15 protein-coding genes and 1 pseudogene are annotated in these 22,816 nt (G+C 75.6%); 14 read left to right on the top strand and 2 right to left on the bottom strand.

Features of this window, described 5'->3' with window-relative positions; all coding sequences use genetic code 11:
- Positions 1-7: 7 nt before the first annotated feature.
- The gene (locus OG689_RS06285) at positions 8-859 is read right to left on the bottom strand and encodes a fumarylacetoacetate hydrolase family protein (RefSeq protein ID WP_266318464.1); all 852 of its coding nucleotides are present in this window, start codon (positions 857-859) and stop codon (positions 8-10) included.
- 481 nt (positions 860-1,340) lie between these two features.
- Here OG689_RS06285 and OG689_RS06280 point away from each other — a divergent pair, with 481 nt between their 5' ends.
- From OG689_RS06280 to OG689_RS06215, 14 genes and pseudogenes are all read left to right on the top strand, one after another.
- Entirely contained in the window at positions 1,341-2,390 is a 1,050-nt protein-coding gene (locus OG689_RS06280; RefSeq protein WP_266318463.1) for a sugar ABC transporter substrate-binding protein, read from the top strand.
- 86 nt (positions 2,391-2,476) lie between these two features.
- Positions 2,477-4,033 (top strand): sugar ABC transporter ATP-binding protein, encoded by a 1,557-nt coding sequence (locus OG689_RS06275; RefSeq protein ID WP_266318461.1) that lies wholly within the window; start codon positions 2,477-2,479, stop codon positions 4,031-4,033.
- Entirely contained in the window at positions 4,017-5,048 is a 1,032-nt protein-coding gene (locus OG689_RS06270; RefSeq protein WP_266318459.1) for an ABC transporter permease, read from the top strand. The genes OG689_RS06275 and OG689_RS06270 overlap by 17 nt, the downstream gene beginning before the upstream one ends.
- A gap of 119 nt (positions 5,049-5,167) precedes the next feature.
- Entirely contained in the window at positions 5,168-5,893 is a 726-nt protein-coding gene (locus tag OG689_RS06265) for a FadR/GntR family transcriptional regulator (RefSeq protein WP_266318458.1), read from the top strand.
- Positions 5,894-6,821: 928 nt separating this feature from the next.
- On the top strand, positions 6,822-7,094 hold the full coding sequence (locus OG689_RS06260) for a hypothetical protein (RefSeq protein WP_266318457.1): 273 nt from the start codon (positions 6,822-6,824) through the stop codon (positions 7,092-7,094).
- Entirely contained in the window at positions 7,091-7,366 is a 276-nt protein-coding gene (locus OG689_RS06255; protein ID WP_266318455.1) for a hypothetical protein, read from the top strand. The genes OG689_RS06260 and OG689_RS06255 overlap by 4 nt, the downstream gene beginning before the upstream one ends.
- A gap of 413 nt (positions 7,367-7,779) precedes the next feature.
- Positions 7,780-8,301: a hypothetical protein gene (locus tag OG689_RS06250; RefSeq protein ID WP_266318454.1), complete on the top strand. Its 522-nt coding sequence runs from the start codon at positions 7,780-7,782 to the stop codon at positions 8,299-8,301.
- Entirely contained in the window at positions 8,298-10,172 is a 1,875-nt protein-coding gene (locus OG689_RS06240; protein WP_323189255.1) for a GMC family oxidoreductase, read from the top strand. The genes OG689_RS06250 and OG689_RS06240 overlap by 4 nt, the downstream gene beginning before the upstream one ends.
- Positions 10,169-11,104 carry a hypothetical protein gene (locus tag OG689_RS06235; RefSeq protein ID WP_266318453.1) on the top strand — a complete coding sequence of 312 codons (936 nt, stop codon included), beginning with the start codon at positions 10,169-10,171 and terminating at the stop codon, positions 11,102-11,104. The genes OG689_RS06240 and OG689_RS06235 overlap by 4 nt, the downstream gene beginning before the upstream one ends.
- 262 nt (positions 11,105-11,366) lie before the next feature.
- A complete protein-coding gene (locus tag OG689_RS06230; RefSeq protein ID WP_266318451.1) occupies positions 11,367-12,407 on the top strand; it encodes a hypothetical protein in 1,041 nt (346 codons plus the stop codon).
- A gap of 387 nt (positions 12,408-12,794) precedes the next feature.
- Positions 12,795-13,037 (top strand): annotated as a pseudogene (locus OG689_RS06225) (AMP-binding protein); the annotation flags it as partial.
- 261 nt (positions 13,038-13,298) lie between these two features.
- A complete protein-coding gene (locus OG689_RS44755; protein WP_323189377.1) occupies positions 13,299-13,817 on the top strand; it encodes an AMP-binding protein in 519 nt (172 codons plus the stop codon).
- A 195-nt stretch (positions 13,818-14,012) separates the two neighbouring features.
- On the top strand, positions 14,013-15,959 hold the full coding sequence (acs, locus tag OG689_RS06220; protein ID WP_266318450.1) for an acetate--CoA ligase: 1,947 nt from the start codon (positions 14,013-14,015) through the stop codon (positions 15,957-15,959).
- Between the two features lie 310 nt (positions 15,960-16,269).
- Positions 16,270-19,545, top strand: coding sequence for a LuxR family transcriptional regulator (locus tag OG689_RS06215; RefSeq protein WP_266318448.1), 3,276 nt, complete (start codon positions 16,270-16,272; stop codon positions 19,543-19,545).
- A 142-nt stretch (positions 19,546-19,687) separates the two neighbouring features.
- Here the strand turns inward: OG689_RS06215 and OG689_RS06210 are convergent, their stop codons facing one another.
- Positions 19,688-22,540, bottom strand: a complete 2,853-nt coding sequence (locus OG689_RS06210; protein WP_266318446.1) for a BTAD domain-containing putative transcriptional regulator — start codon at positions 22,538-22,540, stop codon at positions 19,688-19,690.
- Between the last annotated feature and the right edge of the window lie 276 nt (positions 22,541-22,816).

The following is a 22,816-nucleotide window of genomic DNA, read 5'->3' as shown; positions in this document are numbered from 1 at the left end:
GTGCCTTTCACGCGTCTGTGAAGGTCTGGCGCTGGGTGCCGAGGCCGTCGACGGACAGCTCGACGGTGTCGCCCGCGCGCAGGTAGGGGGTGCCGGGCAGCCCCAGGGCCACGCCGGCCGGGGTTCCGGTGTTGATGACGTCGCCGGGGTTGAGCACCATGTACTGGCTGAGGTACCAGATCAGGTACGGCACATCGAAGATCATGTTCTTGGTGTCGCCGTCCTGGCGCCGGACGCCGTTGACGGTCAGGTGCAGGCCCAGCGACTGCACGTCACCGGCTTCGTCCGGGGTCACCAGCCAGGGTCCGAGCGGGTTGAAGGTCTCGCAGGACTTGCCCAGGTCCCACTGGGCCGAGTACTCGAGTTGGAACTCGCGCTCCGAGACGTCGTTGCTGATCGCGTAACCGGCGACGTGGCCGGCGGCTTCGGCCGGGCTCGCCAGGTAACGGGCCTCGCGGCCGATCACGACGGCGAGCTCCACCTCCCAGTCCGTCTTCACCGAGCCGCGCGGGATCAGCACCCGGTCGTAGGGGCCGACCACGGTGGACGGGTCCTTCATGAACACCACCGGCCGCTCGGGAACGGCGGCCCCGGTCTCCTGCGCGTGGTCACGGTAGTTGAGGCCGATGCACACCACCTTGCCCGGGCGGGCGACGGGCGCGCCGGTCCGCCGACCGGCCGTGTCGATGGTCGGCAGGCCCCCCTCGGCCAGGGCCCGCCCGACTCGCTCGATCCCCCCGGAGGCAAGGAACGCTCCGTCGATGTCGGCGGTGAGGCCGGTGAGAGCGAAGGTGGCGCCGTTGTCGTCGAGGACTGCCGGAATCTCTTCTCCGGGTGCCCCGATGCGCAGTAGCTTCATGGCTGATCTCCTGTCGTCGCTCCAGAGACTGAGATTCCCTGGCCAACACATCGGATGAATCCGTAGTGCCCTGACCATACGAGCGGCAGTCGCATCACCGCAAGGAGTCCTCCGACGTTTGTTGTCGCTGTCAACGTCCGCCGCTCATAGAGGCAGTTCAGGACGGGGGTGCCAGCTCCCTGCGGCGCGGAACGGAAACCTGGACGTCACGGTTGAGATTCGTCCGAGGTTTCCTCTTGTCAGCCAAGTGTCCGGCTCGTAATCTCCTCGGTACCGCAAGCCATCCGATGACTGCGGGGGAGTGCAGTCCACGGCATCTGGCCCGAACCGGTACCGGCGGGAACCGGCCTCCCCTTGGACCGAGGGCCGACACGGAGCCCGGTTCCCGCTTCGCCCACGGCCTTCACACCTGCCGGACCGTGCCGGCTCCCTCCGTTCCCGGCAGTGGCACCGGTTCATCCCAGCCAAGGAGATCAGCACCATGAAGCTTCGCTCCTCCAGAATCGCGGCCACCGCCGCCGCCGTGGTCGTCCTGGCGGGGTTCGCCACGGCCTGCAACCGCGGCAGCGACTCGAACTCGTCCGCTTCCGGCGGCAAGCCGGCGATCGGCGTCGACCTGCCGCGTGCGGACTCCGACTTCTGGAACTCCTACGCCCAGTACATCAAGCAGGACGCCTCCGCCCAGAGCCTGAACACCCTGCCGGTGAGCAACTCGCAGAACGACGTCACCAAGCTGGTGGCCAACGCCCAGGTCTTCCAGAACACCGGCGCCAAGGCCGTCGTCATGGCCCCGCAGGACACCGGCGCGATCGCCTCCACCCTTGACCAGCTGTCCGCCAGGAAGATCCCGGTCGTCAGCGTCGACACCCGCCCCGACAAGGGCGACGTCTACATGGTGGTGCGCGCCGACAACAAGGCGTACGGCACCAAGGCCTGCGAGTTCCTGGGCGGCCGGCTCGGCGGCAAGGGCAAGGTCGCCGAGCTCCAGGGCGCGCTCAGCTCCATCAACGGACGCGACCGCTCGGAGGCCTTCGCCGCCTGCATGAAGGAGAAGTTCCCCGGTGTCCAGGTGATCGAACTGGCCACCGACTGGAAGGGCGACGTCGCCTCCGCCAAGCTCCAGTCCACCCTGGCCGCCAACCCGGATCTCGGCGGCGTCTACATGCAGGCCGGCGGCGTCTTCCTGCAGCCGACCCTCGCCCTGCTCGAGCAGAAGGGCATGCTGAAGCCCGCCGGCCAGCCCGGACACATCGCCATCATCTCCAACGACGGCATCCCGCAGGAGTTCGACGCGATCCGCAAGGGCGACATCGACGCCACCGTCTCCCAGCCCGCCGACCTGTACGCCAAGTACGCCCTCTTCTACGCGCAGGCCGGCGCAGCGGGGAAGACCTTCCAGCCCGGCCCCACCGACCACGACTCCGTCATCATCCAGCTGCCCAACGGCCTGGAGGACCAGCTCCCCGCGCCCCTGGTCACCAAGGACAACGTCGACGACAAGACCCTCTGGGGCAACAACATCAGCAAGTGACCACCACGAGCCTCGTGGGCGGCGGCCCGCACCCCCTGACCGGGCCGCCGCCCCCGAGTCCACCCTCGGAAAGGACACCCCCCGCCATGGCGGACCCCACCCCCGTCCGGGGCCCCGTCGTCGAGGCCGACGGGATCAGCAAGCGCTTCGGCGCCACCGTCGCCCTCAGCGACGCCCGTATCTCCGTGGCCCCCGGCGAATCGCACGCCCTGGTCGGCCGCAACGGCGCGGGCAAGTCCACCCTCGTCTCGATCCTCACCGGCCTGCAGAACCCCGACACGGGAACCCTGCGCTTCAGCGGCGAGCCCGCTCCGGCCCCCGGCGACACCGACGCCTGGCGCTCCAAGGTCGCCTGCGTCTACCAGCGCTCCACCATCATCCCGGCACTGACCGTCGCCGAGAATCTCTTCCTCGACCGGCAGAGCGCCGGCGCGCTGCGCCCGATCAGCTGGAAGCACCTGCGACTGCGCGCCACCGGGCTGCTCGCCGAGTACGGCGTGGACGTCGACCCGGCCGCGCGCGCCGGGGATCTGACGGTGGAGCAGCGGCAGTTCGTGGAGATCGCCCGGGCCCTGTCCTTCGGCGCCCGCTTCATCATCCTGGACGAGCCCACCGCCAGGCTGGACGCGCGCGGCATCGAGAAGCTCTTCGACAAGCTGCGCTCGCTCCAGCGGCAGGGCGTCGCGTTCCTGTTCATCTCCCACCACCTGCGTGAGGTCTACGACCTCTGCGCCACCGTCACGGTCTACCGCGACGCCCGGCACATCGTCACCGCCCCTGTCGCCGACCTCGACCAGCAGGCCCTGGTGGAGGCGATGACCGGCGAGAGCACCCGCGGCGGCGAACCCGCCTGGTCGGTGACCGGCCGGGCACTGTCCGACGGCAAGCCGCTGCTGGAGGTCGCCGGGCTCAGCCTGGCCGGCGCCTACCAGGACGTCGCGCTCACCGCGCGCCCCGGCGAGGTCGTCGGCCTGGCCGGAGCCGCCGCCAGTGGCAACGTCGAGCTCGGCGAGACCATCGCCGGCCTGCACCGCCCCCAGGGCGGCACGATCACCGTCAACGGCCGCCCGGTGCGCACCGGCAAAGTCCCCGCCGCCCTCGCCGCAGGCATCGGCTTCGTCCCCGAGGACCGCCACATCCAGGGCCTCGTCCCGCAGCGCAGCGTCGCCGAGAACGCCACCCTGACCGTGACCGACCAGCTCGGTCCGTTCGGCACGGTGCTGCCCTCGCGCACCCGGGCCTTCGCCCAGCGGATGATCGCCGAACTCGACATCAAGACGCCCGGGCCCACCGCCCCGGTGTCCGCCCTGTCCGGCGGCAACCAGCAGAAGGTCGTCATCGCCCGGGCCCTGGCCACCGAACCGCACGTCCTGGTCGCCATCCGGCCCACCAACGGCGTCGACGTCAAGTCGAAGGAATCCCTGCTCGGCACCGTCCGCGCGGTTGCCGACGCCGGGAAGAGCGCCCTGATCGTGTCCGACGAACTCGACGACCTGCGGGTCTGCGACCGCGTCCTGGCCATGTTCCACGGCCGCGTCGTCGCCGAGTTCGCCCACAACTGGAGCGACGAACAACTGGTCTCAGCCATGGAGGGCATGTCCGGCCCGGCCGACTCGAAGGAAAGCCATGTCTCCCACCACTGACGTCCGCCCGCACTCGGCCACCGCCGTCCGCGTGCCCGCCGGGCGGCGCTTCCAGCTCGCCCGCTTCCGCGACCTGTCGCTCGTCCCGGTTCTGCTCGTCCTGTGCGTCATCGGCTTCGCCGTCTCGCCCGCCTTCCTCACCTCCGACAACCTCCTGGGCGTCGGCCAGCAGGCCACCGAACTGAGCCTGCTGGTGCTGGCCGAGGCGCTGATCCTGATCGCCGGCCGGATGGACCTTTCGCTGGAGTCCACGATCGGCGTCGCCCCGGTCATCGCCGTCTGGCTGGTCCTGCCCGACCACGGCGCGCGCTTCAACGGCCTCGGACTCCTCCCCTCCTGGACGGCCGTCCCGCTGTGCCTTCTGGTCGGCGCGGCCATCGGCGCGGTCAACGGCTTCCTCATCCTCAAGCTGCGCCTGAACGGCTTCATCGTCACCCTCGGCGCGCTCACCCTGCTCCGTGGCCTCCAGGTCGCCATCTCCCAAGGCCAGTCGATCGTCAACCTGCCCGGCTCCTTCACCTATCTCGGCCGGAGCACCTGGCTCGGCGCCCCCGCCGCGATCTGGGTCTGCGCCCTGCTCTTCCTCGCGGGCGGCAGCGCCCTCGCCTGGCTGCGCCACGGCCGCGCCCTCTACGCGATCGGCGGCAACTCCGAGGCCGCCCGCGCCGCCGGCATCCGGGTCGACCGGATCACCTGGATCGTCCTGATCCTCGGCGGCCTGCTGGCCGCCTTCGCCGGTGTCCTCTACACCGGTCACTACGGCTCCATCTCCGCCGACCAGGGCAACGGCTGGATCTTCCAGGTCTTCGCCGCCACCGTCATCGGCGGCGTCAGCCTCAACGGCGGCCGCGGCACCCTCTTCGGCGCCCTCACCGGCGTTCTCACCCTCCAGCTCGTGGTCAACGTCATGACCCTGGCGGGCGTTCCGCCGCTGTGGAACCAGTTCCTCAACGGCGCGATCATCATCGTCGCGCTGGTCATCTCCCGCTTCGCCTCAGGCGAGAAGCAGGAGTAGCCGGCCCGAGCGGCGCGGCCGGTCCGGACGGGGATCTGGCCGCGCCGCTTCGGTACCCGCTGCCCCCGTAGGCCTCCACCGCACCTGCCCGCGCATGCCACACAGGAGGGGACCGCACCATGGCGGTGACCGACGAAGCCATCGAGAAGATCAAGGAAATGATCGTCTCCGGCGTCCTGCAACCCGGTGCCCGCCTCCCCAACGAGGCCGACCTCGCCGACCAGCTCGGCCTGTCCCGCAACTCCCTGCGCGAGGCCGTCCGCGCACTCACCGCGATGCGCATCCTGGTCCCCAAGCAAGGCGACGGCACTTACGTCTCCGGTCTGGAGCCGCACCTCCTCCTGGAAGCCATGGCGTTCGCCGCCGATGTCTCGCACGGTCACACCGCCCGCCAACTCCTCCAGGTACGACGCCTCCTGGAACCCCAGGCCACCGCACTCGCTGCGGGCCTGCTCACCGACGCCGACCTCCAGGCGCTGCGGGCCGTCCTCGACCGCAGCGCCTCGGCCGCCGGCATCGAGGAGTTCATCGAGCTGGACATCGAGTTCCACCGCACCATCGCCGACGCCGTCGGCAACCCCGTGCTGTCCACCCTGCTGAGTATTCTCTCCACCCACACCCAGCGTCTGCGCATCGTCCGTGGCACCATTCCCCAGACTTCGGCCGGCGGCGCCCCCACCGCCCCCGCCCGCGAACTGGCCCACCGCGAACACGAGGCCATCTGGCGGGCCCTGGTCAGCCGCGACGCCGGGCTCGCCGCCAGCGCCAGCACCGTGCACGTCGCCGCCGTCGAGGACTGGCTGGCCGCCGGCACCGACTCCCTGGGGCTCTGCGTCATCGCCTGACCGCGGCCTGCCGCGGCCCCGCACTCCGGAAGGCCGACGCGAAGTACGCAGGGAGAGCAGGGCGTCGGGCCGGTGAAGTGCGGGCTGTCCGGCCAGGTGGCTGTGGCCGTGGCCGTGGCCGTGTCTGAGTTGGTGCAGGAGCCGGCGGATTCGGTGGGCGGCGGTGCCGGGACGTCTCCGTCGGGGCCGGTGGCCGCTCGGCCTGCACGCCGCGGCCCGAAGCCGTCCCCCCGTGACCACCGAGGCGGAACCCTGGGCCGCCGAAGGGGACACAGGGCGCCCGGTGCCGTGACCGCGCGGGTCGGCGGCGCCGGCCCGACCACGGCCCGGTCTCGCGGACCCGGGCCGCCGCCGGGGTCGTCCACGCAGGCCGTGGATGGTGGGGTCGCGTCCAGGAACGGCCCCGCCGCCCACGGTCGGTGCCGGGCACCCTCCTGCTCCAGGGCTTCGGCCGCGCCGACCCGGTCGGCGCGGCGCGTCGTTGAGGCTTCGTCCGCCGGCGTCGTCATCGTGGATGCCGGCCCGGGGTGTTCCGGCCCCCACCAGCGGTATTCGCGGCACCCCGGAGCCCGGGCCCGTGGGGCGGTCGCGGCGCCGCCGCGGCGGGGCGGTCGAGGTGAGTGTGCGTCCGTGAGTGTTGGGCGGGCGATGGTTGGGGTACCAACAGGGGGACGGCGGGCCCCACCGCCTCGGCGCGGACGGTCCGAGTGCCCCGTACCCGCCGGGTCCGGTCCCGCCGCTTCGCTCGTACGTTCCCAGTCCCTCCCAGCACAGTCGCCCGCGCCGGGCCGAGCCCGGTGCGGCTGCCGGTCTGCCGCCGGCCCCTGACGCTCCGCGCTCCGGCCGGACGTGTCGTCAATCCCCCCCCGCGCCGTGGCACCGCCGTGCCCGCGTACCCCCGCCCGCCCCACCGGAACGGAGAATCCGCATGTCGGACGCCGCTCGCCGCACCGCCCGCACGGTGCTGCAGTCCACCCTGGCCCTGGCCGCCGGACTGCCCCTGCTGATAGACACGGCCGGCCTGTCCCGGGCGCTGCCCGGGGTGGGTGTCGCCCTCACCGTCGCGACCGTGCTGACCCGGCTGATGGCCCTGCCGGCCGTCGACCGCGCGCTACCGCCCTGGCTGCGGACCGCCGAACCGCCGAAGGCGCTGCCGACCGCCCCGCCACCGCCGGACGACGTGCCGCCGGAGCAGCCGTGAACCACGGGGACCCGGACGGTCAGCCGGGTCTGGGGGTGGAGGTGGCGGTCAAGCTGGAGCACATCCGCGGCATCATGGAGACCGGGTTCGCCCGGCTCAACGGCCGTCTGGACGTGGTCTCCACCCGGATCGCCCAGTTGGAGGACGAGGTCGCGACCCTGCGCGAGGAGATGGAGGCGGTGCAGCGCTCGCGCTGGCCGCTGCCGTCGCTGGCCGCGCTGACCGGCATCGGCGCACTGGTGGTCTCCGTCGTGGTCTACCTGCAGCGTTGACGGGCCGGCCGCGCTGCGACCCGTGGGGCCCGGGCCCCGGGGCCGGGTCAGCGCCCGGCGGGCGCGGGCCGGGAGGGTCCGCCGGGCACGGCACCGGGTCACCGGGTCGGTCCCGGTGGCCAGGGCCGGCCAGGGGCCGGGGCCGGGTCAGCGCCCGGCCGGGGCACGGCTCGTACCGGTTCCCGGGCGGGGCGTGCTGTCGTGGTCGTCCGCCCGGCCGCGTGCGCCCCCTGCGCCGGGCGCTGCGCGGGAGGGCCGGTCGTGCGCGGGCGTGCGGCGGTCTCCGCGCGCTGGGGGCGGCCGCCGTGCGCTCCGGTCCGACCGCACGTACACGCATGACCGCGGGGGTGCGGAGGAATGATCCTCGGCGGCGTCGGCGTCATGCCCATGGCGCACGCCCCGGAAGGTGGGTCATGACCGGTACCGAGGAGTTCCTGTTCCTGTCCGCGGAGTTGACGGGGTTCGGGGTCGGACAGTTGTCCGCGACCGGGCTGGCCGACACCTATCGCAGCCTGGTGCTGGAGCGCGCCGGGCCGAACCGGCTCGATCGCCTGCGGGCCGCGGTGGCCGCCGGCGCCGGCCGTCCGCCCGCCTTCCCCGACGAATCGGTACGGGAGCTGGCGCGGGCGGTCGTCCACCTCTGGTACCTGGGCACCTGGCCCGGGCTAGCGCCGGCCGACGCGGACAGGACGGCGGACGGGACGGCGGGCGCGCCGACGGACGAGCGGGTGGACAGGTCGGCGGACGGCCCCTTCGTGGTCTCGTCGCGGGCCTATGCCGAGGGCCTGGTCTGGCGCACCTTCGGTGCCCGGGCGCCGGGCACCATACCCCAGGAGCACGGCAGTTGGAGCCTCCCGCCGTCCGTGGAGGAACCGGCCGGCGGGCCGCCGGGGCCCCGCCGCGGCGCCGCGACCGCCCCGGCGGGGCAGCGATGAGCGCGCCGACCGCCGGCCGGTGGGACGTGATCGTGGTCGGCGCCGGGTTCGCCGGCTCCCTGGTCGCCCGGGACCTGGGCGCCCGGGGCTGGCGCGTCCTGGTGCTGGAAGCCGGTGCGGGGACGCCCGACGACCCCGGCCGGGAGCGGGCCGACGCGCTGGAGAGCTTCCGTACGGCCCTCGCCAAGGTGCCCAACTCGCCCTACCCGGTGAGCACCGCCGCACCCTCGCCGGACATCCTCGACCTCACCGGCCGCCCGGACGGCGGCTTCGAGGCGGACGGCTACTTCGTGCAGCGCGGCCCGCTGCCCTACGCCAGCGGATACCTGAGGGCCAACGGCGGCACCGGGCTGGCCTGGACGGGCCTGGCACCGCGCATGCACCCCGAGGACTTCCGCGCCGGCGACTTCGGCCACGGCCGCAACTGGCCGATCGGGTACCAGGACCTGGAGCCGTTCTACCGCGCCGCCGAACGCGAGCTGGGGGTGGCCGCCGACGCCGACGAGCAGCGCGAGGCCGTCGGCCTGCCCTTCCCGGCGGGCTACCGGTTCCCGACCCGGGCGATCCCGCGCAGCCACCTGGACACGGTGATCGCCGGCGCGCTCGACGGCCGCCAGGCGCGTGACCCGGCCGAGCAGGCGCCGACCACTCTGCGGGTCGTCACCACCCCGCACGCCAGGAACGGCCGCCCGCACCCGGAGCGCGGCCCGGACGACGGGCCGCGGCCCGCCGCCGAGGGCGAGGTGTGCCGCGGGCACGCCAGCTGCGTGCCGATCTGCCCGTCCGGCGCCAAGTACACCCCGCTGCGCACCCAGGCCCGATGGAGCCCCTCCGTCAGCCTGGTCACCCGGGCCGTGGTCAGCCGCCTTCGGATCGACGGGAGCGGCCGCGTCACCGGTGTCGAGTACCTGCGCCACCCGGCGGACGGCGGCGCGACGGGAGCCGCCCCCTGCACGGCCGAGGCCGACCTGGTGGTGCTGGCCGCGCACGCGATCGAGAACGCCAAAATCCTGCTGCTCTCCGGGGCAGCGGCGGGCAGCGGCCAGGTAGGCCGCAACCTGATGGACCATCCGGTGCTGCTCACCTGGGGGCTGATGCCGGGGCAGGTCGGACCCTACCGGGGCCCGGGCTCGACGTCGGGGCTGGAGGGATTCCGCTTCGGCCCGGCCCGGGCCCGCCGGGCGCCGTTCCGGATCGAGATCGGGAACTGGGGGTGGACCTGGGCGCTCGGCCCGCCGGACGCGCGCGTGGCCGAACTCCTGCGCACCGGCGGGCCGGACGGGCGCGGTCTGTTCGGCCCGCAGCTGCGGCGGGCGGCCGGCGACCGGATCGGCCGCGAGTTCGCCTTCCAGTTCGAGCTGGAACAGGACGCCGACCCGGCGAACCGGATCACCCTCGACCGGGCCGTCCGTGACCCGCTGGGAATTCCGCGCCCGGTGCTGCACTACGACCTCTCGGACTGGGTCAAGCGGGGGATCGCCGCCGCCAAGGCGGTCTCCGACCAGCTCTTCGCGCTGCTCGGGGCCGAGGACCGGACCAGCTTCGCGCCCGGGCCGGGGTGGCCCGGTCGGTTCGAGCACGAGGGCCGGGCCTACGCCTACCGGGCGGCCGGCCACGGCGCGGGGACCCACATCATGGGCGACTCCCCGCGGACCTCGGTGGTCGACCAGTGGCAGCGCTGCTGGGACCACCCCAACCTGTACGCCGTCGGCTGCGGCAGCATGCCGAGCGTCGCCACCTCCAACCCCTCGCTGACCATGGCGGCCCTCGCCCTGCGCAGCGCCGGGCGAATCCACCGGGACCTGCTGGCCCGTCACCGGCCGGTGCCGCTCCGGGGCCCCGCCGAACTCGAAGGAGCCGACCGCCCGTGAGCCCGTTCCCGCCCGTGAGCCCGTCCTCGCCCGTGAGCCGCTCCCCGCGCGCCACCCCCCTCGCCACCCCCCTCGCCGGCCCGGAGCGGCGTCCGCCGCTGCCGCCGGTACCCGATCCCTACCAACTCCCCTTCCACTACGGCGCACTGCACACCGTCGGACTGGACTTCCTGGTGGCCCCGGGGCCGGTCCGCGACGTGCTCGCCGAGCACCACCCCGGACTCGCCGCGGCCGACTTCGACGGCCGGGCCTGTGTCTCCCTCAACTACCAGCTGTACTTCGCCCAGTACCCGACCGGCGGCGGGATCACCCAGGAGGTGGAGGTCAACATCATCGCCCATCCCGCGGCCGCCCGGCCGGCGGCGATCGGGTACGGCGAGTACGCGCGCGGGGTCGACGGGACCAAACTGCTCGGCATCGCCCGGATCCACGTCCTGTGCGACAATCCGCTCGCCATCGACGCCGGCCGCCGGCTGTACGCCGAGCCCAAGTACCCGGGCCGCTTCGAGACCACCATGCCCTCGCTCAACGGCCCCGCCGACGGCCTGGCCTGGTCGGTCGTCTGCCGGCAGGCGGAGCTCGGAGCGGACGGCACGGTCGGTCCCGGCGGCCGGGAGCTGTTCTCCTTCTCGGCCGATCTGGCCGGCCTCGCCCCCGAGCCGGTGAACAGCGCGCCCGTCACCGGCTACGGCACCGACCCGGTGGCGGGCCTGCTGGCCGGGCCGATGAACGTCTACCAGCCCTACCGCTACCACGAGCTGGACGGCTCTACCGCGAGCCGGGTCGGCCTCACCGTCGCGGACCGGGCCGGCGCCGTCGGCCGGCACCTCGCCGAGCTGGTCGGCGGCGCCCCGGCGGCGGGGGTCTGGACGTACCAGTCAGCGCCGGTGGCCGCCCACAACCGGCCGTACTACGTCCCGTCGAAGGCCTGATCCCGGCCGGGGCCGCCCGCCCGGGGTCACCGGGAGCCCGCTCGGGCTGCCCGCCCTCGCGGTGCGGTCGGTGCGGTCGGTGCGGTCGGTGGGGTCGGCGGTCGGTGTTCGGCGGTCGGGCCCCGGTCGCGGGCGGCGAACCCTTCGGTCCGTACCGGCATCCGGGGGGCGCCGTGCGGCGCCTAGCGTCTGGGCCGGGCGGGGGTCCTCCCGGCCCCCGCCCGGCGGCCCGCCCGTCGTCCGGTCCAGCCCGAGCAAGGAGATGACGGATGGTCCGGTGCGCAGCGACCGCCGTACGCCGGACGGCGAGGCGACCGGCCCACCCGGCTGTCGCCGGGACGGGCCGGCGTCCGTCGTGACCGGGCGGAGCGTGCTCTGCCACGACCTCGGGCTCCTGGAGGGCGGACCGGACGGGTCGGACGGGCCCGGCAGGTCGCACGGCTCGGACGGGCCGCTGATTCCGGGCCCCGGCGAGGTGGCCGCCGGCCCACCGGGGCCGGCCGCGACGGCGGCCAAGGCCGTCGCCTGCCTCGCGCTGGTGCTGGCTGTGCCGCTGACCGGCGCCGGCCGGCCGGGCGGTCAGGAGCCTGGTGCGCCGCCCGCCGAGCCCCGGCCGGCCCACCGCGCGGCCGGCCCGTACACCGATCCGGCGGGCGGGGCGCCGGGCGGCGACAGCGGTGATCCCTCGGGCCGGGTGGGCGCGGTCGAGCTGCCGTTCGCCGCCCGGGCGGCCGCCCCCTCCTACCAGGGCCTGGGGATGCTGATCGCGCAGCGCTCGGGCCGCCGGCTGGAGTCCGGCCCGGCCCAGCGGCAGCCCTCGGCGCAGTCGCAGTCGCAGTCGCAGATGCAGGCGCGGGCCGGGGGCGGGACCGGTGCCGAGGCGGACCCGGGCCAGGGCGTGGTCACCCGCGCCGCGGCCGCCGGGGACGCCCAGCAGTGGATCCTGTGGCCCGCACCGGGCGGGGAGGTCGTCGTGCAGTCCCTGCCGTCGAGCGGCTCCCAGGAGCCCATGGTCCTCACCGTGGAGGCGGACGGCACGGTCGGGCTCCGGTACGACCGGTCGCCGGCCGGCCAGGACGAGACCTCCCAGTTGTGGAGATTCGTCGATCGTTCGGTGATCGCCCTCCGGGCCGATCCGTTCACCGGCCTGCGGGCGACCGCCTTCAGGATCCGTGCGCACCAAGGCGGTTGCCTGCTCGACGGGGGCGCCGGCCGGAGTCCGGAGCTGGGGCCGTGCGAGGACCTGCGGGCCTGGTGGACCGCCCAGGGGTTCTACAGCGGAACCCCCTGGGGGCTTCGGTAGTTGCTACGGGTACCCGAGCAGCTCGAGCGAGACGTAAGGGTGTTGGTGCACCGTTCGGACGGGGTACCGAAAGGGCGGGCGCGGGGCACCGAAAGGTCGTGTCGGCGCGGCCTGCCGGCCTTGCCCGGCGGGTCGGGCCGGTGCTGGGATGGGTATGGCAGAGGTGTCCGGGTGTACTCCGGGCGCGGCGGGGCAGACGCGTCCGAGGACGCCGGGCCCACCACCCGGGAGTTCCGACCGTCCACTGCGTGGGGTCGGGCGGGCGGGCCGCGCCGGCGGCCCGCCCGTCACGCCGTCGGCGGTGTCCGTGAACCGCACTGTTCCGCCTGTTCGAACGAGGAGTCTTGCAGCATGTACGGGGATGACATGTACGGGAACGGTTCCGCTCTGGTGTACCGCTGCGTGGACCGGCACGTGGAGGCAGGCCTCGGCGACCGCGTCGCGATCCACTTCGAGGGCGGCCCCGGGGGCGGCCGCTCGCTCAGTTACGCCCGTCTCCAGCAGGAGGTCGCCCGGGCCGCCGAGGCGCTGGCGGAGCTGGGGACCACCGCGGGCGACCAGGTGCCGGTACGGGCCGCGGCCACCCCCGAAACCGTCGTCGCGGTCCTCGCCTGCGCCCGGCTCGGCGCGCTGCCCGTCCCGTCGGCCGGCCCGTCCGAGACGGCCGGCGGCGGCGCGGGCGGCGACGCGCTGGCCGTCCGGAGACGTGAGCGGGCGGGGCGGGCCGCCGGCACCCCGGACGCGGGCTGCGGCTGTGCCCGGCCGGCCGAGGCCGGGCCCGGCGCGGAGGAGCCGACGGCGGGTGGCGGTTGCGTCGGTGCCTCGCCGGGCCGGCCGCCGAGGGCCGGTCAACCGCGCTGCTGCGGCCCCGAGTCCGGCCGCACCGCGCGGGTGCATCCGGGCCCGCCCGCGCCCGGCCGCCGCCGTCCCGGCGCCCCCGTGCCCGCCCGGCACGTCGTCCCCGAGCCCGAGCCGGACGTCGACGTCTACTGGAGCCGGTTCACCGACGGGTGGGGGAGCGGCCTGCCGGAGGGCGTCCGCGGCCCGCTGGCAGCGGGTGCCACGCAGGTGATCCACACCACCGGCCCGGAGGACCTCCGCGAGGAGGAGCTCTGGGAGACCGTCCGGAAGTACCGCGTGAGCGTGCTCTACACCACCCCCGAGGACATCCGGACGCTGATGCTCTGGGGCGACGAACTCGCCACCCGCCACGACCTGTCGAGCCTGCGCATCCTGGGCACGGTGGGCGCCCGGAGCGGCACCGAGGGCTGGATCTGGTACCGCGACCGGGACGGCGCCGACGAGGAGGGCGGCGACGGCGGACCGGCGAAGTGGGAACTCCGTACCTGCTCCACCCCGTGGGCCGCGCCGGAGCCGGGCGGTCGGCGCCGGCTGTACGTGGTGCGCTGACAGCCGGTGCGCCGACAGCGCGGCGGGGAGCAGGACCGGACCGTGCCGGCACCAGGACGGACCGAGAGGTTTTCCCCGGTGCACCGAGAGTTCTGCGGGATCCGGGGATTCGGGCGGCCCGGCATGGCGCATGATCGGAGCTGACCCCCGGGAGGACACCCTCCCGACCCGAGGACCTTGTACAAGGAGTGCGCGTTGAGCAACGAGAGCCTGGCCAACCTGCTCAAGGAGGAGCGGCGGTTCGCCCCGCCCGCGGAGCTCGCCGCCGCGGCCAACGTCACGGCGGCCGCCTACGCGCAGGCCTCCGAGGACCGGCTGGCCTTCTGGGCGGAGCAGGCGCGCCGTCTCGACTGGGCCACCGAGCCCACCGAGACCCTCGACTGGTCGAACCCGCCGTTCGCCAGGTGGTTCGCCGACGGCACCCTCAACGTCGCCCACAACTGCGTGGACCGGCACGTGGACGCCGGCCACGGCGACCGCGTCGCCATCCACTTCGAGGGCGAGCCCGGCGACAGCCGCGCCATCACCTACGCCCAGCTCAAGGACGAGGTCTCCCGGGCCGCCAACGCCCTGCTGGAGCTCGGTGTCGCCAAGGGCGACCGCGTCGCGGTCTACCTGCCGATGATCCCCGAGGCCGTCGTCGCGATGCTCGCCTGCGCCCGCATCGGCGCCACCCACTCCGTGGTCTTCGGCGGCTTCTCCGCCGACGCCGTCGCCTCCCGCATCCAGGACGCCGACGCCAAGCTCGTCATCACCGCCGACGGCGGCCACCGCCGCGGCAAGCCGACCGCCCTCAAGCCCGCCATCGACGAGGCCCTGGCGAAGTGCCCGCAGGTCGAGCACGTCCTGGTGGTGCGCCGCACCGGCCAGGACACCGCCTTCACCGAGGGCCGCGACGTGTGGTGGCACGACATCGTGGAGCGCCAGTCCGCGGAGCACACCGCGCAGCCGCACGACGCCGAGCACCCGCTGTTCATCCTCTACACCTCCGGCACCACCGGAAAGCCCAAGGGCATCCTGCACACCACCGGCGGCTACCTCACCCAGGCCGCCTGGACCCACCACGCCGTCTTCGACCTCAAGCCCGAGTCGGACGTGTACTGGTGCACCGCCGACATCGGCTGGGTCACCGGCCACTCCTACATCGTCTACGGGCCGCTCGCCAACGGCGCCACCCAGGTCATCTACGAGGGCACCCCCGACACCCCGCACCAGGGCCGCTTCTGGGAGATCGTCCAGAAGTACGGCGTCACCATCCTCTACACCGCGCCCACCGCGATCCGCACCTTCATGAAGTGGGGCGACGACATCCCCGCCAAGTTCGACCTCTCCACCCTGCGGGTGCTGGGATCGGTCGGGGAGCCGATCAACCCCGAGGCGTGGGTCTGGTACCGGGAGCACATCGGCGCCGGCAAGGTCCCCGTCGTCGACACCTGGTGGCAGACCGAGACCGGCGCGATGATGATCAGCCCGCTGCCGGGCGTCACCACCACCAAACCCGGCTCCGCCCAGCGCGCGCTGCCCGGCATCGCCGCCACCGTCGTCGACGACGAGGCCCGTGAGGTGCCCGACGGCGCCGGCGGCTACCTCGTCCTCACCGAACCCTGGCCGTCCATGCTCCGCACCATCTGGGGCGACGACCAGCGCTACATCGACACCTACTGGTCCCGCTTCGAAGGGCGCTACTTCGCCGGCGACGGCGCCAAGAAGGACGAGGACGGCGACATCTGGCTGCTCGGCCGCGTCGACGACGTCATGCTCGTCTCCGGCCACAACATCTCCACCACCGAGGTCGAGTCCGCCCTCGTCGGCCACCCCGCCGTCGCCGAGTCCGCCGTCGTCGGCGCCACCGACCCCACCACCGGCCAGGCCATCGTCGCGTTCGTCATCCTGCGCGCAACCGCCACCGACAGCCCCGAACTCGTCGAGGAACTGCGCGCCCACGTCGGCCGCACCCTCGGCCCCATCGCCAAACCCAAGCAGGTCAAGGTCGTCGCCGAACTCCCCAAGACCCGCTCCGGCAAGATCATGCGCCGCCTGCTGCGCGACATCGCCGAAGGCCGCGAGGTCGGCGACACCACCACCCTCGCCGACCCCACCGTCATGAACCTCATCCAGTCCCAACTCCCCACCCAGGACTGAGCCGGCGCGCACCACTCACGGCTCCGGACGGCGGACTTATCGGACGGTTACGCCGGGCGCGCAGGATGACGAGGAGCAGAGCGGTGTCCACGGACCGGCTCCGGATCGGCGCGACCGGCCGGCCGGAGCCGGGACCGGCGGCCCCGCACCGCGCCCCCGGTACGCCGGGGGCGCGGTGCGGGGCTCCGGTGCTTCCGGGGCCGCCGCCGAGCAGTGGCCGTACGGGCGGAGGTCCGCCCCGGGCGGCCAGCCGTTCCCCGGCCGGCGCACGCCCGGCCGGACCGCCGACCCACCACCCGATCGAGCCGCCATGCCCTCCTCGCCCCCGCCCGTCCGCACCTTCGCCGTCCGCCGCCCCGCCGTCCCCACCACCGGCGGCCGCGGTCCCGCCGCACCCCAGGCCACCGCACCTCAGGCCACCGCATCCGCCGTCGCCGCCCGCGCCGCGGCCCGTGCGGCGCGGGTCGCCGGCCGCACGGCCGCCGCCGTCCCCGCCGCCCCTGATCCCGTCACCCCGGGCCCGGCCGCCCCCGCGCCCGACGCCCTCGCCGCCGGCCGGCCCGTACCCGCCCCGGAGCCCCGGCCCGACGGGACGGCGCCGGCCGGCCGGGAGCGTGAGCTGGCCGCGCTGGCCGCCCTGCTCGCCCGGCCGACGGAGCAGGGTGTCTGCGTGCTCGTCCAGGGCGAGGCGGGCAGCGGCAAGAGCGCGCTGCTGCGCGAGGTGCTCCGGCGGGCGCAGGCGGACGGCGCCGACGTCGTCGCCGCCTGGGCCGATCCGTCCGAGAGCGGGGCGGAGTTCGGCGTCGTCCGCCAGCTCTTCGGGCACCTGGTCCGCGGCGGGGCCGACGACGGGGCGGCCGAAGTGCTGGACGGACCGGCCGCCCCCGCCCTGCGGGTGCTCGCACCGGCGCTTGCGCCGGACCACCCGGTCGAGACACCGGCGGACATGAGCGGGCCGGCTCCCGGCGCGACCCCCGCTCCGGACGGCGGCGGGGGCGGCGCGGCGGCGGTGCCCGACGCCGCGCAGGCGGCCGCCACGACGGGCCTGCACCGGCTGGTCGTCGAACTCGCGGCCCGCAGCGCCCGGCTGGTCCTTGTCGTCGACGACCTTCAGTGGGCCGACCGAGCCTCGATGCTGTGGCTGCGCTGCCTGCTCCGCCGCACGGCCGAGCTGCCCGTGGTGGTGATCGCCACGGTCAGCCCGGGCGAGCCCTCCCGCGAGGCGCAGACCCTGGCCGGCGTGCTGCCCCTGTTCCGGCACCGGCTCGCGCTCACCCCGCTCGACCGGGCGGCGGTCACGTCGGTCGTCGCCGAGGTGCTCGGCGAGGCCGGCGAGGAAGCCTTCACCGAGGCCTGCCAGGTCGCGACGGGCGGCAACCTCTTCCTGCTCCGGGCCCTGTTGCGGTCGGTCCGGTCGGCGGCGCTGCCTCCGGACGCGCGGACCGCCGCACGGCTCACCCACCTCGTCCCGGCCGAGGTGGGACGGGCCCTGCAGGAACTGATCCGGACAGCCGGCCCGGACGCGGTGGCGGTGGCCAGGGCCGTCGCCGTGCTCGGCGAGGTCTCCGCCCACGCACCCGCCGTGCTGGGCGAACCCTCCGAGCAGGCAGCCGCCGTACCCGGGGAGGACGCCGCCCACGCACCCACCGTCGACCTGATCGCCGCCGTCACCGGGCTCGCCGAGACGGCCGTGCAGGACGCCCTGCACACCCTCGCGCGGGCCGGGCTGACCGTCCGGTCGGAGCGCACCGCCGCCTTCGTCTGCCCGGTGATCGGCGTCGCGGTGGCCGACGAGGTGCTGCCCAGCGTCCGGCGGGACCTGCACGGCCGCGCCGCCCACCTGATGCTCACCCAGGACCTCCCGCCGGCCCGGGTGGCCGCGCACGCGCAGCTGGCGCCGCCGGGCCTGCCGTGGGTCCCCGGCCTGCTGCGCCGGGCGGCCGCCGACGCCGCCCGCCGGGGCCGGCCGCAGGACGCCGTCGGCTGGCTCCGCCGCGCCCTGCGCGAACCCCTCGACGACGACGCCCGGGCGAGCCTGCTGATCGCGCTCGGCGAGGCCGAACTGGCCTCCGACCTGCCCGAGGCCGCCGACCACCTCCGGCGCAGCCTCGACCTGTCCGAGGACCCGGTCGAGCGCACCGCCGCCGCCCGCCGGCTGGCGGGCGCGCTGTTCGCGCTGGACCGCTACCCCGAGGGGATCGCGGTGCTGGGGCGGACCGCCGCCGCGCTCCGGGCCGTCGACCCCGGCCAGGCGCTGCGCCTCGAGGTCGACCACGTCTACGCCGGCCTGCACGGGCTGGACTCGGCCCCCGCGGTGCTCGCGCGGCTGGCCGGGCTGCGGGCGCACGACGCCACCGGAACGGCGGCCGAGCGGCCGCTGGCCGCCCTGCTCGCGCTGCGCCGGATCCTCGTCGAGGGCGACTCGCCGCAGGAGGCCGCCGTCCTCGCCCGGCAGGCGCTGGCCGACGGGATGAACCCGGCCGACGACGAGTCCTTCGTCTACGCCGGCGCGGTGCTCTTCCTCGGCGCCACCGGGGAGACCGAACTCGCGCTGCGCCACGCCGACGAGGCGGTGACCCGGGCCGGCGCACCGGGCTCCGCCTTCGCCCTGGCGCACAGCGTCGTCGTCCGCGCCTGCGTGCAGGGCCAGTTGGGCCGCGTCCTGGACTGCGAGGCGGACGCCCGGGCGGCGCTGCGCACGCTCCGCGAGATCGGCGTCGACGAGCGGCACAGCCACGGCGCGCTGGCGGTCAGCACCCTGCTCGACTCGCTCCTCAAACAGGGCCGGGTGGCGGAGGCGGAGGCCTTGCTGGAGCGGGCCGGCCTGGGCGGCGACCTGACCGGCCACTGGATCAACGACTACCTCCAGCTGGCCCGCGGGCAGCTGCGGGTGGCCCAGGGACGCCCCGCGGAGGCCTTGGCCGACTTCCGGGGCTGCGGCGGGCGGATCGCGGCCCGCGGCATCGAGTGCACCTGGATCTACCCGTGGCGCTCCGAGGCGGCCCTGGTGCACGCCGCCCTCGGCGAGCGGCCGCAGGCCGTCCGGCTCGCCGAGGAGGAGCTGGCGATCGCCCGGCGCTGGGGCAGCCCCGAGACGGTCGGCGCCGCCCTGCGCGCGCTGGCCCTGGCCACCGGCGGACCGGACGGGCTCGACCTGCTGCGGGAGGCGGTCGGACTGCTGGCGCGGTCGCCGTCCCGGTACCGGCACGCGCAGGCGCTCGGCGACCTCGGCGCCGCACTGCGCCGGGCCGGCCGCGTGCCGGAGGCCCGCGAGCACCTCCAGCAGGCGGCCAGCGCGGCCCACGCGACCGGCGCGTCGGCCGTGGCCGAGCGCGCCCTGGAGGAGCTCCGCGCCTGCGGCGACCGGCCGCGCTCCCGCACCTTCCACGGGGTGGCCGCGCTCACCCCCACCGAGCAGCGGGTCGCGGGCCTGGCCGCCGAGGGGATGACCAATCGCGAGATCGCCCAGCACCTCTTCGTCGGACTGCGCACCGTGGAGGTGCATCTGACGAACACCTACGGCAAGCTCGGCATCGACGGCCGGCCGGGCCTCGCCGCCGCGCTCACCCCGCCGGTCGGGGCCTGACGGCGCTCCGGCCCGACGGCGGCGGCCCGGGCCTGACGGCGGGTCGGGCGGGCGGCGGCCCGGGCCCGACCGGCGCGTACGGCCGGACGGTGGCCCGCACCCGTGCCGCCGCCCGCGTACGGACCGCCCGGCGCCACCGCGCTCACCCCGCCGGTGCGGGGCCCTTCGCCGGGCTCGGCGCCACCGGTGCGTCCGCCGCCCGCTCCTGGGCGGCGAGGCTGCGGGCGAGGGTGTCGCGGGCCAGCGCCTCCGCGGCGGGACGGTGCAGCTCCCGGGCGGCGGTGACGGCCCGGGTCGCCCAGCCGGCCGCGTCGGCCGGGCGGCCGGCGTCCAGGTGGCACTCGGCGACGTGCAGCAGCGCCAGCGGCTTGAAGACCGCGAAGCCGTGCGCGCCGGCCTGGGCGAGACCTCGTTCGTGCAGCGAGATCGCCCGGTCGGTGTCGCCCAGGCGGCGCACCGCCCGGCCGGCGCAGTGCAGGGCGTACACCTCCCCGAAGGGGTCGTCCAGGGCGCGGAAGGCCGCCAGGCCCTGCTCGGCGGCCTCGACGGCCAACCCGGGCCGGTCGTCGGCGAGGTGGGCGATCACACTGGACGTCACCGTGTTCGCCCTGGTCCAGGCGCTGCCGCAGTCGTCCGCGAGGCGCATCGACTCCCGGTGCAGGGCGACCGCCTCCGGAACCCGCCCGGTCTGGTGGGCGAGCATGGCGCGGACGTTGAGGATCTCCGCCAGCACCGGCAGGTCCTGGCAGGCCGCGGCCTGCTCGGCCGCCCGGGCCGAGACCTGCTCGGCCTCGTCCAACTGCCCCAGCTGCATGAGACCGCCGCCCAGCATGTAGCCGGCCCGGCCCTCGGCCCGGGCGTCCCCGTGCTCGGCGGCCGACCGCATCGTGCGGCGGCAGACGTCGATCAGCTCACGCCACAGGAACCCGGCCTCCAGATGCGGGTCCAGGGTGAGCAGGAGGTCGGCCACCGCCGCGTGGCAGTCGGCGATGCCCAGGGCCTGCCCGGCCAGGCTCAGCAGGCCGCCGCCCTCCTCGGCCAGCCAGCGCTGCCCGTCGGCGCGCCCGGGCACCGGTAGTCCGGCGACCGCCACGGGGGTGAGCCGGTCCGGGATCCGGTGGCCCGGCCGGACGGTCCGGTAGGCGTTGCCCGCGGTGGCGAGGGCCTGGTCGAGGATCCGGCGGACGAGGGCGTGCCGCTCCGCGGCCGGGTCCAGTTCCTCCGCGCGGGCCTGGGCGAACAGGCGCAGCAGGTCGTGGTAGCCGTACCGGTCGGGGGCGGGGGCTTCCAGCAGTCCGGCGTGCACCAGGCCGTCCAGGACGTCCAGTGCCGGTGACGGACCGAGGGCGAGGCCCGCCGCCGCGGCCGGCAGCGAGAGGTCGGGCGTCTCGGGGACGGCGAGCAGCCGGAAGGCCCGGGCGTCGGACGCGGAGAGCTGTTCGTAGCTGAGCCGGAAGCACGCCTCGACGGCCAGGTCGCGGGTGCTCAACTCGGCCAGTCGGCCACGGCGGTCGGCCAGCCGGCGGACGACGTGGTGCAGCGTCCAGTCCGGGCTGGCCGCGGTGCGCGCGCCGATGATCCGGATGGCGAGCGGGAGGTGGCAGCAGGCGGCCAGCACCTCCCGGGCCGCGGCCGGCTCGGCGTCCACCCGGGTGCGGCCGACCATCCGGGCGAACAGCTCGGCCGCCTCCTCGGGCTCCAGCACGTCCAGGTCGACCTGGCGGGTGGGGGCGAGGCCCGGCAGGCGGGTGCGGGCGGTCACCAGGACGGCGCAACCCTCGGAGCCGGGCAGCAGCGGCCGCACCTGGGCGACGTCGCGTGCGTCGTCCAGGACCAGCAGGATCCGCCGCCCGGCGAGCAACGAGCGGTAGAGCGCGGCGCGTTCGTCCAGCCGCTCGGGGACGGCGCTGCCGGTCACGCCCAGCGAGCGGAGGAAGCGCGCCAGGACGCTGCCGGGATCCGCCGGGTCCGGCCGGGCACCGCGCAGGTTGACGTACAGCTGCCCGTCGGGGAAGTGCCGCCGGACCTGGTCGGCGACCTCGGCGGCCAGCGCGCTCTTGCCGACGCCGCCCATCCCGGCCACCACCGCGACGGTCGGCGCGGCCGGCTCCGTCGCCGTCAGCAGCCCGGCCAGCGAGCCGACCAGCTCCGCCCGGCCGGTGAAGTGCTCCGCGCGGGGCGGGAGCCGGGACGGCGTGGGCCGGGGCGGCGGCCCGCCGGCGGGGGCGGGCGGGGTCGCCAGGCCGGGGTCGCCGGCGCGGATCCGCCGCCGCAGGTCCCGCAGCGGGGCGGTCGGCTCCACCCCGAGTTCCGCGTCCAGCAGCCGCCGGGCCTCGGCGAAGGCGGCCAGCGCCTCGGCCGGCCGGCCGCACCGGTACAGGGCCGTCATCAGCAGCGCCCTGATCCCCTCGTGCAGCGGGAACTGCGCGGCCAGCAAGGAGAGTTCGTCCACCACCTGGCGGTGCAGGCCAAGCGCCAGCCGGACGTCCAGGTGCTCCTGCCGGACGTCCAGGTGCCGCCCCGCGAAGCGCTCGCGCTCGCGCCCCGCCAGCACCCCGGGCACACCGGCGAAGGGCTCGCCGTCCGGCAGGTCCAGGGCCTGTGCCAGGCGTTCGGCCGCCGCCGGGAGATCGCCCGCCGCCCGGAGCGCGGCCGCCTCCCCGACCAGGCGCCCGAACACCGCGAGGTCGACAGCGTCGGCGGGCAGCCGCAGCAGGTACCCGCCGCCGGCCGAGACCAGAACCCGTGGGGTGGACCGGTCCTGCTCCAGCACGGCCCGCAGCCCCGAGACGTGGTTGCGCACCGCGGCCACCGGGCGGGCCGGGGCACGATCGCCCCACAGGCCGTCCACCAGCTCCTCGGTGGTGACGGCGCACCCCGGGGAGACGGCGAGCGCGGCCAGCACGGCGTGCCGCTGGGCCGGGCCGAGCCCGACCTCCCGGCCGGCCACCCAGGCCCGCACCGGCCCGAGCAGCGAGATTCGTATGTCGGTCACCCTGTTCCATTCGTCTTCCGGCCGCCGCCTCGGCCGGGCCTGTCCGCCGGGCCCGGACCCGTGACGGGTCGGGCGTGCGCCGGCCGGGTTCGAGGGGGAACCGGGGCGCGTACGGCTGCTACGAGGGCCCAACCTACCCAGCGGGCGGCCCGGCCCGCACATCGTCCCGCGCGGGACACGGGCGGCCCGGCCCCACGGCCCGGCCGGCCCGGTGGCAGGCCGGTGTGATCGGGCGCGGACCGTACCCGCGGCCGGCCCGGTGCGGCTCCGCCCGGG

The sequence above is a fragment of the Kitasatospora sp. NBC_00240 genome, from assembly GCF_026342405.1.
GTDB lineage: Bacteria > Actinomycetota > Actinomycetes > Streptomycetales > Streptomycetaceae > Kitasatospora.
The sequence above is the reverse complement of the archived record's forward strand: the minus strand, read 5'-3'. Positions and strand labels throughout refer to the sequence as shown.